Origin of the sequence: Nonomuraea sp. NPDC023979, assembly GCF_040639085.1 — a bacterium.
Lineage (GTDB): Bacteria > Actinomycetota > Actinomycetes > Streptosporangiales > Streptosporangiaceae > Nonomuraea > Nonomuraea ceibae.
On record NZ_JBEZZG010000003.1, the window covers coordinates 397,105 to 410,819 of the forward strand.

Annotated in this window: 13 protein-coding genes; 4 read left to right on the forward strand and 9 right to left on the reverse strand. The window is 71.1% G+C overall.

What is annotated here, in order from left to right; genetic code table 11:
* Positions 1-385: 385 nt before the first annotated feature.
* Positions 386-2,971, forward strand: coding sequence for a DEAD/DEAH box helicase (locus tag AB0G11_RS08420; protein WP_357584741.1), 2,586 nt, complete (start codon positions 386-388; stop codon positions 2,969-2,971).
* 333 nt (positions 2,972-3,304) lie between these two features.
* Here AB0G11_RS08420 and AB0G11_RS08425 read toward each other — a convergent pair whose 3' ends face one another.
* From AB0G11_RS08425 to AB0G11_RS08435, 3 genes are read right to left on the reverse strand one after another with little or no spacing between them, the layout of a single operon-like run.
* A complete protein-coding gene (locus AB0G11_RS08425) occupies positions 3,305-3,658 on the reverse strand; it encodes an Rv3654c family TadE-like protein (RefSeq protein WP_219499429.1) in 354 nt (117 codons plus the stop codon).
* 37 nt (positions 3,659-3,695) lie between these two features.
* Positions 3,696-4,067, reverse strand: coding sequence for a TadE family type IV pilus minor pilin (locus AB0G11_RS08430; protein ID WP_357584743.1), 372 nt, complete (start codon positions 4,065-4,067; stop codon positions 3,696-3,698).
* A complete protein-coding gene (locus AB0G11_RS08435) occupies positions 4,064-4,324 on the reverse strand; it encodes a DUF4244 domain-containing protein (RefSeq protein ID WP_308125574.1) in 261 nt (86 codons plus the stop codon). The genes AB0G11_RS08430 and AB0G11_RS08435 overlap by 4 nt, the downstream gene beginning before the upstream one ends.
* Positions 4,325-4,618: 294 nt before the next feature.
* Here AB0G11_RS08435 and AB0G11_RS08440 point away from each other — a divergent pair, with 294 nt between their 5' ends.
* Complete coding sequence (locus AB0G11_RS08440) at positions 4,619-5,233, forward strand: DUF1707 domain-containing protein (RefSeq protein ID WP_219499425.1); 615 nt, start codon at positions 4,619-4,621, stop codon at positions 5,231-5,233.
* 179 nt (positions 5,234-5,412) lie between these two features.
* On the opposite strand, the gene AB0G11_RS08445 is transcribed toward AB0G11_RS08440, so the two are convergent.
* From AB0G11_RS08445 to ssd, 5 genes are all read right to left on the reverse strand, one after another.
* Positions 5,413-6,195: a type II secretion system F family protein gene (locus AB0G11_RS08445; RefSeq protein WP_357584745.1), complete on the reverse strand. Its 783-nt coding sequence runs from the start codon at positions 6,193-6,195 to the stop codon at positions 5,413-5,415.
* Positions 6,196-6,217: 22 nt separating this feature from the next.
* Positions 6,218-6,928, reverse strand: coding sequence for a type II secretion system F family protein (locus AB0G11_RS08450; protein ID WP_357584747.1), 711 nt, complete (start codon positions 6,926-6,928; stop codon positions 6,218-6,220).
* Positions 6,925-7,083, reverse strand: coding sequence for a hypothetical protein (locus tag AB0G11_RS08455; protein WP_357584749.1), 159 nt, complete (start codon positions 7,081-7,083; stop codon positions 6,925-6,927). The genes AB0G11_RS08450 and AB0G11_RS08455 overlap by 4 nt, the downstream gene beginning before the upstream one ends.
* A 206-nt stretch (positions 7,084-7,289) precedes the next feature.
* On the reverse strand, positions 7,290-8,483 hold the full coding sequence (locus tag AB0G11_RS08460; RefSeq protein WP_357584958.1) for a TadA family conjugal transfer-associated ATPase: 1,194 nt from the start codon (positions 8,481-8,483) through the stop codon (positions 7,290-7,292).
* Positions 8,484-8,587: 104 nt separating this feature from the next.
* A complete protein-coding gene (gene ssd / locus AB0G11_RS08465) occupies positions 8,588-9,649 on the reverse strand; it encodes a septum site-determining protein Ssd (RefSeq protein ID WP_357584751.1) in 1,062 nt (353 codons plus the stop codon).
* 161 nt (positions 9,650-9,810) lie between these two features.
* On the opposite strand from ssd, the gene AB0G11_RS08470 reads away from it, so the two are divergent.
* Positions 9,811-9,951 carry a hypothetical protein gene (locus AB0G11_RS08470; protein WP_357584753.1) on the forward strand — a complete coding sequence of 47 codons (141 nt, stop codon included), beginning with the start codon at positions 9,811-9,813 and terminating at the stop codon, positions 9,949-9,951.
* A 742-nt stretch (positions 9,952-10,693) separates the two neighbouring features.
* On the opposite strand, the gene AB0G11_RS08475 is transcribed toward AB0G11_RS08470, so the two are convergent.
* On the reverse strand, positions 10,694-11,470 hold the full coding sequence (locus tag AB0G11_RS08475; RefSeq protein ID WP_357584755.1) for an oxidoreductase: 777 nt from the start codon (positions 11,468-11,470) through the stop codon (positions 10,694-10,696).
* Between the two features lie 242 nt (positions 11,471-11,712).
* Here AB0G11_RS08475 and acs point away from each other — a divergent pair, with 242 nt between their 5' ends.
* Positions 11,713-13,686, forward strand: a complete 1,974-nt coding sequence (acs, locus tag AB0G11_RS08480; protein WP_357584757.1) for an acetate--CoA ligase — start codon at positions 11,713-11,715, stop codon at positions 13,684-13,686.
* Positions 13,687-13,715 lie beyond the last annotated feature (29 nt).

A 13,715-nucleotide genomic window follows, 5' to 3' on the forward strand; every position in this document is an offset into this window, starting at 1 on the left:
GAAAGTACTCTTGCGGGCCTGGCAGTCTGGAGCGGGGCTCCCGACTGTCGGACCCTGACGCGCGGCATTCAACCACGCGTCTGGCTTGTGTCTATACGAAATCACGATTCCCGGCGACTTTGCCCACGGACGCAGACTGGAAACAGTGACTTCCTCCGCTTCCTCCCCACACCGAACGGGTCCACTCCTCCAACACCTGCTCGGAGTTCCCGCACGTCATGAGCGTGTCACCCATGTGGAGCATGTTCCAGCACGTCAAGCGGGTCAAGTGGGATGGCCGAAATGGGCGCCGGAAGTCCTGGTTACGCGCTTGGCGAACCGGGGCGTGGCGGGGCTCTGGTCACATCAGTACGAAGCGGCCGACCTGGCTCACCGTGGCCTAAACGTGATCATCTCCACAGGAACGGCGTCCGGGAAGTCGCTCGCGTACCTCACCCCGGCGGTCGCCTCATGTCTCGACGGCGGCACCGTCCTCTATCTCACGCCGACCAAGGCGCTGGCCGCCGACCAGCTCCGCAGTCTCCGCGACCTGCACATCACCCAGGTGCGCGCGGCCTGCTTCGACGGTGACACGCCGTTCGAGGAACGTACGTGGGTGCGCAAGCACGCCAACTACGTCCTGACCAATCCTGACATGCTGCACCGGAGCATCCTGCCCCGGCATGCGCAGTGGTCGTCGTTCTTCCGGCGGCTGCGGCTCGTGGTCGTCGACGAGTGCCACGGCTACAGGGGCGTGTTCGGCTCCCACGTCGCGCAGATCCTGCGCCGCCTGCGCCGCATCGCGGCCCGCTACGGCAGCCGCCCGGCGTTCCTGCTCGCCTCGGCCACGGCCAGCGAGCCGGGAACGTTCGCCAAGCGGCTCACGGGGCTCGACATGGCCGAGGTGACCGAGGACGGCTCGCCCAAGGGCGCGACCACCATCGCGCTGTGGGAGCCGCCCCTGACGGAGCTGCGCGGTGAGGGCGGCGCCCCCGTCCGCCGCACCGCCACGGCCGAGGCCGCGGACCTGCTCGCGGACCTGGTCCTCGCCGACGTCCGCACCCTCGCCTTCGTCCGTTCGCGACGCGGCGCCGAAACGGTCGCCCTCACGGCCCGCGCCAAACTCGCCGACGTAGCCTTCTCCCTCTCCGCCACCCACCCCCACCTCGCCACCCCTAACACCGCCGCCCACACCGGACCTGAGCCCACCCCCACCAACGACCCCGCCCCCAACCTCGATCCCACCCCCGCCCTCGACCCCACCCCCGCTCCCGCCCCCGACCGAGGCCCCGACCCCTCCCCTGGCTTCAGCTCCACCCCGGGCCAGAGCGCCACCTCTACTCCCGACCTCGACCAGGGCCACGACACCAGCCGTGAGTTCAACGCCAGGCCCGAGGAGCGGCCAGGACCCGGCGCCAGCGCCCACGAGGGCCAGCACGCGGACCAAGCCTCGGACGGATACCGGGACCAGGACGCGGACCAGGCCCAGCACCAGGACAGATACCGGGGCCGGGACAGATACCGGGGCCGGGACGGGCACCAGGGCCGGGACGGGCACCAGGGCCGGGACGGGCACCAGGACGGATCCCCGGACCCGAATCCGGACCGGGTAGCGGCGCCTTCGGACACGTTGTCTTGGGCGCTTCCCGAGACCACCGACTGGGCCGCTCTTCCCGAGAAGGTCGCCGCGTACCGGGCGGGTTACCTGGCCGAGGACCGCAGGCTCCTGGAGAAGGCCCTGCGCTCCGGGACCCTCATGGGCCTGGCCACCACGAACGCCCTGGAGCTGGGCGTGGACGTGTCCGGCCTGGACGCCGTGCTGATCGCCGGGTGGCCGGGCACCCGGGCTTCCCTGTGGCAGCAGGCGGGCCGGGCCGGGCGCGACGGCAGAGACGCGCTCGCCGTGCTCATCGCTCGCGACGACCCCCTCGACACCTACCTCGTTCACCACCCCCAAGCCCTGTTCGGCCAGCCCGTCGAAGCGATCGTGCTGGACCCCGGCAACCCGTACGTCCTCGGCCCTCACCTGTGCGCGGCCGCCGCCGAGATCCCGCTCACGGACGACGACCTGTCGCTGTTCGGCGACACCACGGCGGACGTCCTCGACACCCTGGTCTCCGACGGGCTGCTGCGCCGCCGGCCCGCCGGATGGTTCTGGACCAAGCGCGAGCGCGCCACCGACCTGGCCGACATCCGGGGCGGCGGCGGTGCGCCGATCCACGTGGTGGAGTCGTCGACCGGCCGCCTGCTGGGCAGCGTGGACGAGCCGTCCTCGCACACCACCGTCCACACCGGCGCCATCTATCTCCACCAGGGCGAGACGTACCTGGTGGAGCTCCTGGACCTGGAAGCCGGCGTGGCGCTGGTCTCGCGCTCCGAACCTGACTACTCCACGTTCGCCCGCGACATTACGGACATCTCCATCCTCGCCACGCTGCGCTCCCAGCCACTGGGGCCCGGCACCCTTCACTTCGGCGACGTGGAGGTGACCCGGCAGGTCGTCTCCTATCTCAAGCGCCGCCTCCAATCCGGCGAGATGCTCGGCGACGAGCCCCTCGACCTGCCGCCGCGCACGCTGCGCACCCGCGCGGTCTGGTGGACGCTTCCCGCCTCCGTGGTGACCACCCTGGCCGAGGACGGCTTCGACCTGGGCGGCGCCGCCCATGCCGCCGAACACGCCGCCATTGGCCTCCTCCCCCTCTTCGCCACCTGCGACCGCTGGGACATCGGCGGCGTCTCCACCGAACTGCACGCCGACACCGGCCTGCTCACCGTGTTCGTGTACGACGGGCACGAGGGCGGCGCCGGTTTCGCCGAACGCGGTTTCGCCCGCGCCACCGATTGGCTCACTGCCACCCGTGAAGCCATCGCCTCCTGCGAATGCGAACGCGGCTGCCCGTCGTGCATCCAATCCCCCAAGTGCGGCAACGGCAACGACCCCTTGGACAAACGCGGCGCCCTCCGCCTCCTCGGCACCCTCCTCAGTTCCTGACTCGGAGTACGTATTGCGGGCGAGGCGCGTAGCGGCTTAATCGTCCCTTGAACGATAAGCTCCGCGGCCTCCCGTCATCGTGTGACTATGAGTTACCAAGAGCCCGCTCCGTCACGCTCCAACGGGCCGTGTTGGGGAGCAGTGAATAGGCCGCATGAAGCGCTGGATATAACAAACACCTGAACCTGACGACTTTTGCGATCTTCCATAATTCGAAAGATTTTGGGGCGCAGAAATAACCAAATCGCTAGGCCCAAACACATGGCCGAAGCCCGCACGCTCTGGCAGCGCCGGATAAGGCTCTAAGGACGCGGGGGCACGTAAGCGACGGATTCATGGGGCGGGGCCTGCTCTGGCTCTGCCGGTGAGGGTGCGGGGGCCGAGGGCGGGGAGCGTGATCTGGAGTGAGGTCCAGACGTCCGCCACCTGGCCGGTGATCGTGCAGTTCGCCAGGTGGACGCCGTTCTGGGAGGCCACCGTCTCGGCGTGGGTGCAGGCGGATTCGGGGTCGATCAGGGCGAGTTTGGCCGCCGCCAGGGCGCTCAGGTCGGCGGCGGCGTTGACGCGGTGGCGGGCAACGCGGGCGGCGCCCACTATGGCGAAGGCGGTGGCCACGGCCATCAGGAGGGCCATGAGGGCCACACCCCAGAGCGTGGCTGAGCCTCGGTCGGCGCGTTGGGCGGGCATGTCGTCCTTCCTCCCTGCTGGGGCGATGGGGCGAGGGTCAGGGTTCTGTGGTGGCTGTGGCTGATGCCGTTACGGGGACCGCCGGGAGGGCGGGGCCCCACGGGGGGCGTACGTCCACCGAGATCTTCACGGAGGTCTGGTCTGCGTTGCGCGTTATGTCTACGAGGGCTGAGGGGCGGACAGCCGAGTGGACGAGGGCGCGTACCTGGTCGAGTGGCTCGCCTCGGGCAGCGGCCCTGGCTGCCGTACGGGCGGCGTCGACGCACTCCAGGTGGACGGTGACCGCGTGGATGGCCCACAGTGCGGCGGCCAGGACGATCATGAGGGCCGGCAGCATCGCGGCGGTCTCGGCGGTGACCGAGCCGCGCGATGCTGACCGGCTCCCACGGTTGGAGGCGGACCTGGTCATCCGTTGGTGTTGAGCGCCTGGTCTATGAGCTTGGAGAGCATTTCTTGCACTTCGGGGCTGCTGACCACCTTGAACAAGAGTGCGGCGAACGCGCAGGCGGCGATCGTGCCGACGGCGTACTCGGCCGTGGACATGCCCCGGTCTCGTAGAGGGCCGGTGCAGCGGGACCAGCGGCTGGCCCACCATCCGGAGTTGCTGTGGTCAGTGGTGGTGATGGGGGCGGTCTCTGGGGTCTCGTCGGGAGTGGGGACGCGCATTTTGCCTCCAGGTGCTCGGTGCCGGAGTGAGGTGGGACCGGCGTTGCCGGGTGCAAGCGTCGCTCAGGAGGGGCCTGCGATTGCGGGCCGAATGGCGTTCTGGGGATTGCCGGAGATTCGGTTGTCCCGGGCTGTGGATATCGCGCGCCCGGCGTGTAACTGGGCCGACAGGGAGCTCCAGCGGGACGGTTAGGGCGATTTGAGTGGTCCGTAGTCCGTTGGCCAAGGCGTGGAGATACGCGGGAAGTTAAGCTCAAAAGGCGGCCCGGCCTTGGCGACGGAAGGAAGCGCCCGATGTCAGATGACTCGCATCTTTCGGTCAGGGCTTCTGATGCCGAGCGTGATTCGGTTATCGACCTGTTGAGCGAGCAGGCCGCGCAGGGTCGTTTGACGCTGGCGGAGCTGGAAGAACGCATCGAGCACGCCCACTCCGCCAGGACCATGGGCGAACTGCAGACGCTCACCCGCGATCTGCCGACCGGCACCGACCAGCCGCCGGCGCGCAGGAAGGCGACGCGGTGGCTCGTATCCGTGATGGGCAGCTTCGCCAAGGTGGGCCGATGGCGAGCGGGACGCCGCGTCACGGCGCTGTCCCTGATGGGCAGCGGCGACATCGACCTGCGCGGCGCGGAGATCGAAGGCGAAGAGGTCACGTTGACCGCCATCGCCGTCATGGGAGGCTTCGACATCTACGTGCCGGACAGCATCGACCTGGAGGTCACCGGGTTCTCGCTGATGGGCGGGCACGACCAGCGGGGCAGCCGCCAGCCGCCGCGCACGGGAGCGCCGCTCGTACGGGTGCGCGTCTACGCCCTCATGGGTGGTACGGACATCTGGCGGGTTCCGGCCGAGATGGAAGCGGCGTCGTTGAAGCGGTTGAGAAAGGCCGCCAAGGCGCTGGAGAAGTGATCCTTCCGTCCCGGCGTCGAAACCTCCGGCCAACAGGTCGGAATGTACGCCGACCGTGGCGGGGCCACCCGTTGCACGCCTGGCTCATGCCCGCTGCCACGGCTTCGGACCGCCCCATCGCCGGGTGGCGCAAGAGCGACGGACTGTGGGGATGCCGGTGGTTGTCGTGTGCTGGGTCATCAGGGGAGGACGATGCTGGTCGCGAGGCCGGCTACGACGGGGATGATGCCCAGCAGGACGAAGGCCGGTAGGAAGCAGAGGCCCAGGGGCGCCACTGCCTTGACGCCGACCCTGCGGGCCGCGGCCACCGAGGCGGCTCGGGATGATTCGCGGGCGTCGTCGGCGAGGCGGGTCAGTACGTCGGCCACCGGGGCGCCGCTCTGGGCGGCTCGGCTCATCGCCCTGGAGAGTTGCGCCGTGGCCGGATCGCGGGCGAGGAAGGCCCAGGTGGGTTCGGGGTCTGCGCCGAGGCGCAGCTGAACGCTCACCCAGGTCAGGCGGTCTCCCAGTGGGCCGCCTATCGCGGTGGCGGCGATCTCCGTGGCGGCGCTGACCGGTTGACCCGCGAGCAGGCACGACGCCATGAGGTCGGCCGCGAACGGCAGGTCGATGGCTATGCGGTGGCGGTCTCGTTGGAGCTCTGGGGGTTCCTTTCGGTGGAGTACGGCGGCGGCCACCGGGGTGACGAACGCTGCCGTCAGGATGCCTGGGATGCCGCCGACCAGCAGGGCTGTGAGCAGACCCAGGCAGGCGGCGGAGGTGAGGGTGCGGCCGGTCAGGGGGCGTTTGGGGAGGGTGGGGGTCAGCCAGGAAGGGGTTGGGGGCTCGTCCGGGGGTGGGTGGGCTTGGTGGGGATTGGCGGGTTCGGGGAGGAGGGTGGCCAGGCGTTGGGTGGTGGTCGTTGGTGCGGTCCACAGCCAGGCGGCTGAGGCGGCGCAGCAGGCGGCGAGGAGCTCCAGCATCTACGTCCTCACTGTGTCGGGCTCAGGAGTCGGCTGCTCGGGTGGCCATGCGGTGGGTCCACCACAGGCCGCAGGCGTCCAGGGCGATGCCGGCTGCCAGGCAGAGCAGGCCGGGGATGCCGCCGAGGAGGAAATCGAGGGGGTGCATGCCCAGGGCAACGCCCATGAGAAGGCCCAGGGCGGGGAGGACGGCCAGCATTCTGGCCGTGGCGCGGGGGCCGGCGAGTTGGGCCGCCACGTCCTGACGGTGGGCTTGGGCGGTGCGCAGGGTGGCGGCGACGCGTTCGACGAGGGCGGTCAGGCCGGCGCCCACGGTGATGCTGACGTCCCAGCAGGCGGCCAGGCGGCGCAGGCCCTCACCGCCCTGGGCGGGGGCTGCTGACAACAGGGCCGCCGATACGTCGCCGCCGTCCCTCGCGGCGGCGAGAACCGGGCGGAAGGGCTCGGGGTCGGGGAGGTCGACCGCGGTGATGGCTCGGGTCAGGGCCTCACCGGGGGTACAGCCGGCCGACAGTTCGGCGGAGAGGGCATGGCAGAGCTCTATGGAGGCGCGCCGCCAGGCGTCGGCGCGGCGGGCTTGGCTGGTGCGGCGCAGGAGTTGGCCGAGCGGTGGTCGCCCGGGGTTCGTCTGTGGGGCGGTGAGCCTGGTCAGGCGGAGGGTGGCGACGTCGGGGCCGGTCCACAGCCAGACGGCCGTGGCTATCAGGGACGCCGCCACCAGAGCGGCCGTCATCGCGATCTCCAGAGCGGGGCTTCGGCGACGGGTTCAAAGGCGGCGATGGGTTCGCTTGCGGCGATGCGCGGCGCGGTGTTGCAGCCGGGGGTGCTGTCCTCGGACGTGGGCGCACCGGCGGTGGACGGGGAGGGGGAGACGTGCGCTTCGATCATGGGCGCGCTGCTTGCGGGGGTTGCCTTGGAGGGCGGCATACCGGTCATCCCTGCGCCGGTCCTGGTGCCGGTTCCGGTTGAGAGGCCGGTTCTGGGGCCGGTGCCTGTTGTGCGGCCGGTCCTGGGGCTGGTGCCAGCCGTGTCGCCGGTTCTGGGGCCGGTGCCTGTTGGGAGGCCGTTTCTGGTTCTGGTTGGAGGGTGGGGGGTCATGTGGGTGGTGGGGTGGTCAGGGCGGGGTAGCCGGGGCCTGGGTGGGGGCGGCCGTCGGGGGTGAAGGTGACGGCAGGGATGGCTTCGACCAGGCCGTTCGGAGACCTGGACAGCAGGCAGATTTCCGAGACGCGGCGTTTGCCGTCGCCTCGGCCGCGGGTGAGGTGGATGACGACGTCGAGGGCCGCGGCCAGTTGGCTGTGTACGGCTTCCCGGGTGAGGCCCGCCGCGCAGCCGAGCGCTTCGAGCCGGGGTGGGACGTCGGCCGCTCTGTTGGCGTGGAGGGTGCCGCAGCCGCCCTCGTGGCCGGTGTTGAGGGCGGCCAGCAGGTCGACGACTTCGGCACCCCGTACCTCTCCTACAACCAGGCGGTCGGGGCGCATGCGGAGGGCCTGGCGGACGAGGTCGCGCAGGCCGACACCGCCGGCGCCTTCGAGGTTGGCCGGTCTGGATTCGAGGCGCAGCACGTGCGGGTGAAGGGGGCGGAGCTCGGCCGAGTCTTCGACGAGGAGGAGGCGTTCGCCGGGGTCGGCCAGGGAGAGGAGGGCGGACAGGAGGGTGGTCTTGCCGGTGCCGGTGCCGCCGGTGACGAGGAAGGCGCGTCTGGTCGACACCAAGGTGGTGAGCAGGGGGACGGCCTCGGGGGTGATCGTGCCGGCCGACACCAGGTCGTCGAGGGTGAAGGTGCGGCGGGGCGGCAGCCGTAGGGAAATGCTGGTGCCGCCGGAGGCAATCGGCGGGAGGACGGCGTGCAGGCGTACGCCGCCGGTCAGGCGGGCGTCGACGTACGGTGAGGCGTCGTCCAGGCGGCGGCCCGCGGCGGCGGCGAGGCGCTGGGCGAGCCTGCGGACGGCGCCGTCGTCGGTGAACGTGACCGAGGTGAGGCGCAGGCCTTTGCCGTCGTCGACCCAGACCTCGCGGGGGCCGTTGACCAGGACGTCCGTCACGTCGGGCTCGGTCAGGAGGGGCTCCAGGGGGCCTGCGCCGATGAGGTCGGCGCACAGGGCGCGGGCGACGGCGAGGATTTCGGCGTCACCGTAGACGGACTTCTCGGCGCGTAGGGCGACGGCCACCTGGGCGGCGGTTGGTTCCACGCCGGCGCGGGCGAGGCGGACCCGGACGGCTTCGACGAGGTCGGGAGAGACGGCGCGGGGCAGGTCGCGGGCGTCTCCGGAGGAGGTGCGGGGCATGTCCCGGGAGACGGCGTGAGGCAGCTCCCGGGAGGCGGTGCGGGCCATGTCCTGGGACACCCCGCGGGGCAGATCGCGGGGCAGCGCGGGGGGCTTTTCGGGGGTCATGCGGCGTCCTCGTTCCTGGGGGTCGGGAGCAGGTCGTGGAGGAGGGCTGTGCAGAGGGTGCCCAGGGCGGTGCGGGGGCCGAGCTTGGGTAGTTCGCCGCGGTTGAGGGTGGTGGTCAGGCGGGGCTGGTCGGGCAGGCGGCCGGCCAGGGGGATGCCGAGGGAGGCGGTGGCCGTGGCGTCGTCGACCACGCCGGGGCGGATGACGGCGCGGATGTCGGCCGTGTGGCGACGGGTCTGGCCGAGCACCTGGGCGGCGGCCAGGATGCCGCGCACGTCGGCGGGGGTCAGCAGGAGGGTGCGATCGGATCTGCCGAGGGCTTCCACGGCGGACGGGTCGAGGTGGCGCGGGAGGTCGACGACCACGAGGTCGAAGCCGCGGCGTCCGGCTTCGAGGACCGAGCGCATGGCTTCGGCCGGGATGGGGCGGATCTCGCCCCGGTGGAACGAGAGCACGGCCAGGTCGCCGAAGGCGGGCAGCGCGGCGCGCAGGGCGCGGGGGCTGATGCGGCCCTGCCGGGCGACGAGGTCGGCCCAGCGGGCTCCCGGGGTCTCCTCCTGGCCGAGGACGGCATCGAGGCCGCCGCCCAGCGGATCGGCGTCCACGAGCAGGGTGCGCAGGTGGTCGTGGGAGGCGCGCAGGGCCAGGCAGGCGGCCAGGACGCTGGTGCCCGCGCCGCCCCTGCCGCCGATCAGCGACACGACGGCACCGGCGCGAGGCTCGGGCTCCATCGCGTCGGCGAACCGGTCGACCAGGTGGCGCTCGTCGGCGGGGAGGGCGACGACGGCCTGGGCTCCGGCGGCTACGCAGCGCCGCCAGGTGTCGGGGTCGTCCGGGTCGCGGGTGACGAGGAGGACCTGGTCGCGGGCCGGGGGTGAGGCGGCGGCCACGGCTTCGGCGAGGTCGGCGCCGATGACCACGAGCGGGGCCTGGCTCCAGAACGGGCGAGCGTGGGACGGGACGTGGGCGACGTCGAGCTGGGCGCCGGCTGCGGCGGCTATGCGGACCAGGTCGTCGAGCAGGTCGCGGTCTTCGGAGATGACCAGTGGGCGGGGCATCGGGCCTCCCTGTCGGTTCGGGGAGGACCCACCTTGCGCCCGGCGGGGGTGGCCGCGCGGAAGCGAACGTGGTTCTGGGGATAACGGGCGATGACGGTGCACAGCCTGGGGATAACCAGCAGCCGGGGGTAGCCGGGAGCTGGGGGTAGCCGGGAGCTGGAATGGCTGGCTGGACGACCGGCGGGCAGGGCGCGACGGGCAAGCCGGGGCACTGCGGACGGGCCGAGCGGCCGGGCGGGGCCGAGCGGCCCGGACGGGCCGGGCGCGACAGGCGGGGGAGCAAGCCGGGCGCGACGACGTGACGGGAGGCCGGGCGTGACAGCGCGGCGGGCGGACGGGGGGACCCTCGGCGGGCTGGGCGCCCAGCGGGCCGATGGCGACAGGCCGCACCGGTGCACAGGCTGGGGATGGCCACGGTCGCGGCGTGCACAGGTCGGGATGACAGCGCGCCGACCGGGCGGGGATGGGGAGGAAAAGAGGCGACCCCCGCCGGGGGGGAGAGCGGGGGTCGCCGTACCGGTCCGGCTCCGGGGGGGTAGAGCCGGGCCCGTTTCAGAAGAAAGCTTTCATCACTTGACCAGAGCATGGCAAGGCATTGGAAACCAATCCCGTGCACAGCCGAGCAAGTTTCTGGTGATACCACCGTATGCTGCCCGATGGACTCGAGTTTCGTCGAGGAGCAATCTCGCATTTTCGCCAAGTTTTTTCGCCACGACATAACGATCACATAAAGGAGATCACTCAGAGTGATCGTCACGGCTTGGTAACCGGACGGTCGAGGCGGGATGACCGGCGAGGGCGCGCCGGGAGCCTCAGGTCCGGGTAAAGGTCTTGGACCGAGGGCTTCCCATCAGGGCGGATCCGACGTACAAAGGTGTCACGGACCACTTGTCCGGGTGCATCAGCCGGGCACCCACGCGCGACCAGCCGCGGGAGGCGTGTCGAGACGGGCTTGACCCGATCCGACGAATTCAGGTGCACGCTTGGTAACCCGGTGTGATGCACGGCAGACGGCGTCTCATGACTGGGACGCCGTCAGCTATGTCAGCCTCGCTGCATGGCCTCGCAGACGGCGGTCGTCTCGCGTACGCCCAGGGTGACCGCGGAGGCACACTGCTGTATCCACTGCGACACCCCCTCCTGCGTCCCGGTCAGGTAGGCGCGCAGGGCCTCGGCGTACGGCTGGTCCAGGTGTCCCACCTCGACGGCGACCAGGGATTTCGGGTCGAGCCCGTACTCCACGAGCGTGAGTCGTTCGGCGGCGCGGGCGACGACGCCGTCGGCCGAGCCGAACGGGCGCAGGACGGCGAGCTCGGCGTGCACGACGGCGGCGAGCACCAGCGCGGGGGCCTTGGTGGGGCCGGCGAGCAGGTCGAAGAGGCTGTCCATCCGGACGACGGCAGCGGCGGCGCTCGGGGCGGGACCGAGGCCGAGCGGGTCGGGGGCGTCGTCGCCGGGGCGCGGGCGGCCGAGCTCGTCGGAGGTCAGGCCGGCGGCGGCGACGGTGTGCAGCCGGGCCAGGACCTGCCGGGGCGCGGTGCGCCAGGTGGGGCCGAGGCGGCCGAGCTCTGCGGAGGCGCGCAGCGCGCCCTGGACGACGGGGTCGTGCACCTCGTCCTTGCGCAGGGCGTCGAGCGGCACGTCGACGCCTTCGAGTGCGGCGGAGGCGCGGGCGCCGCGCAGCGACGACTCGGCGGAGACCGCCGGGCTGGCCCGCCGCAGGACGCGGTGGCGGTAGAGCCGGTCGACGGCCTGGCGGGCGGCGTCGACGGCTTCGGGCACGCCGGGGAACCCCGCGATGACGGCCAATGGGTCACTCACGGAACCCGACACTACCCGTGGCCGCCGGGCGTCGTTCTAAGAGGGGGACCCATAAACCCTGGGCCGTGTCCCGTTCCATAATTTACGGATTTCGAGATGACAACGTTTCAGTTGCTATTGTCACGCGCGAAGATAAAAATCCATCCGACGGTACGGACCTGTCTAGACCTCTTGTGGTAGGTGGGCGTGAGCTGGTGAAGTGGGACACGACCTAACCAATCTGGCCATAGAAGGAGCACGAGGTGGCCCCGGAAACCCCTGGCAACGAGCCCCAGGCGCTGTCCAACCTGCTGCAGGAGAACCGCCGGTTCGCACCACCGGCCGACCTGGCAGCGGCCGCTAACGTGACCGCCGCCGCCTATGCCGAGGCGGCGGCCGACCGCCTCGGGTTCTGGGAGCGTGCTGCCGAGCGGCTGACCTGGGCCAAGCGGTGGGACACCACGCTGGAGTGGGAGCCCCCGTTCGCCAAATGGTTCGTCGGCGGTGAGCTCAACGTCGCGTACAACTGCGTCGACCGTCACGTCGAGGCGGGGCGCGGCGACAAGGTCGCCTACCACTGGGAGGGCGAGCCCGAGGGCGACTCCCGCACGCTAACCTACGCCGACCTGCAGCGGGAGGTCTCCAAGGCGGCCAACGCGCTGCAGGAGCTGGGCGTGGGCAAGGGCGACCGGGTGGCCGTCTACCTGCCGATGATCCCCGAGCTGCCGATCACGATGCTGGCGTGCGCGCGCATCGGCGCGATCCACTCGGTGGTGTTCGGCGGCTTCTCCTCGGCGGCGCTGAAGAGCCGTATCCACGACGCCGACGCCAAGCTGGTGGTCACCGCCGACGGCGGCTACCGCCGTGGCGCGCCGTCGGCGCTCAAGCCGACGGTGGACGAGGCCGTGGCCGAGTGCCCGCAGGTGGAGAACGTCCTGGTGGTGCGCCGCACCGGCGAGGAGGTCGCGTTCAACGAGCGCGACAAGTGGTGGCACGACGTCGTCGACCGTCAGAGCGACCAGCACACGCCGGTCCCGCATGATGCCGAGGACCCGCTGTACATCCTCTACACCAGCGGCACGACCGGCAAGCCGAAGGGCATCCTGCACACGACGGGCGGCTACCTGACGCAGACGGCGTGGACCCACGACGCCTGCTTCGACCTCAAGCCCGAGACCGACATCTACTGGTGCACGGCCGACATCGGCTGGGTGACCGGGCACTCCTACATCGTGTACGGCCCGCTCGCCAACGGCGCGACGAGCGTGATCTACGAGGGCACGCCCGACACCCCGCACCGCGGCCGGTTCTGGGAGATCGTCCAGAAGTACAAGGTCACGATCCTCTACACCGCGCCGACGGCGATCCGGACGTTCATGAAGTGGGGCGACGAGATCCCCGCCAAGTTCGACATGTCCAGCCTGCGCGTGCTGGGCTCGGTGGGCGAGCCGATCAACCCCGAGGCGTACGTGTGGTACCGCGAGCACATCGGCGGCGACCGCTGCCCGGTCGTCGACACGTGGTGGCAGACGGAGACGGGCGCGATCATGATCAGCCCGCTGCCGGGCGTCACCGCGGCCAAGCCCGGCGCGGCGATGCGCCCGCTGCCGGGCATCAGCGCCGACGTGGTGGACGACCAGGGCAACAGCGTGCCCGACGGCGGTGGCGGCTTCCTGGTCGTACGTGAGCCGTGGCCGGCCATGCTCCGCACGATCTGGGGCGACGACCAGCGTTACATCGACACCTACTGGAGCCGGTTCGACGGGATGTACTTCCCCGGCGACGGCGCCAAGAAGGACGAGGACGGCGACCTGTGGCTGCTGGGCCGCGTCGACGACGTCATGCTCGTCTCGGGCCACAACATCTCCACCACCGAGGTGGAGAGCGCGCTGGTCAGCCACCCGAAGGTGGCCGAGGCCGCGGTGGTGGGCGCGACCGACCCGGTGACCGGCCAGGCCATCGTGTCGTTCGTGATCCTGCGCGGCAGCGTCGAGGAGAACGACGACATCGCCGCCGAGCTGCGCAACCACGTGGCCAGGACGCTCGGCCCGATCGCCAAGCCGCGCCAGATCCTGGTGGTGCCCGAGCTGCCGAAGACCCGCTCGGGCAAGATCATGCGCCGGCTGCTGCGTGACGTGGCGGAGAACCGGAGCATCGGCGACGTCACGACGCTCGCCGACAGCACGGTGATGAACCTCATCTCGGAGAAGCTCCCGTCCGCAAAATCTGAGGACTAATCACCCGTATGGCCACATGTCCCGAAATT

Coding starts and splice junctions, on each gene's coding strand:
- AB0G11_RS08425 (WP_219499429.1), bottom strand. CDS start 3,658: ATGCCCGCCCAACGCGCCGACCGAGGCTCAGCCACGCTCTGGGGTGTG.
- AB0G11_RS08430 (WP_357584743.1), bottom strand. CDS start 4,067: ATGACCAGGTCCGCCTCCAACCGTGGGAGCCGGTCAGCATCGCGCGGC.
- AB0G11_RS08435 (WP_308125574.1), bottom strand. CDS start 4,324: ATGCGCGTCCCCACTCCCGACGAGACCCCAGAGACCGCCCCCATCACC.
- AB0G11_RS08440 (WP_219499425.1), top strand. CDS start 4,619: ATGTCAGATGACTCGCATCTTTCGGTCAGGGCTTCTGATGCCGAGCGT.
- AB0G11_RS08445 (WP_357584745.1), bottom strand. CDS start 6,195: ATGCTGGAGCTCCTCGCCGCCTGCTGCGCCGCCTCAGCCGCCTGGCTG.
- AB0G11_RS08450 (WP_357584747.1), bottom strand. CDS start 6,928: ATGACGGCCGCTCTGGTGGCGGCGTCCCTGATAGCCACGGCCGTCTGG.
- AB0G11_RS08455 (WP_357584749.1), bottom strand. CDS start 7,083: ATGATCGAAGCGCACGTCTCCCCCTCCCCGTCCACCGCCGGTGCGCCC.
- AB0G11_RS08460 (WP_357584958.1), bottom strand. CDS start 8,483: ATGCCCCGCACCTCCTCCGGAGACGCCCGCGACCTGCCCCGCGCCGTC.
- ssd (WP_357584751.1), bottom strand. CDS start 9,649: ATGCCCCGCCCACTGGTCATCTCCGAAGACCGCGACCTGCTCGACGAC.
- AB0G11_RS08470 (WP_357584753.1), top strand. CDS start 9,811: ATGGCTGGCTGGACGACCGGCGGGCAGGGCGCGACGGGCAAGCCGGGG.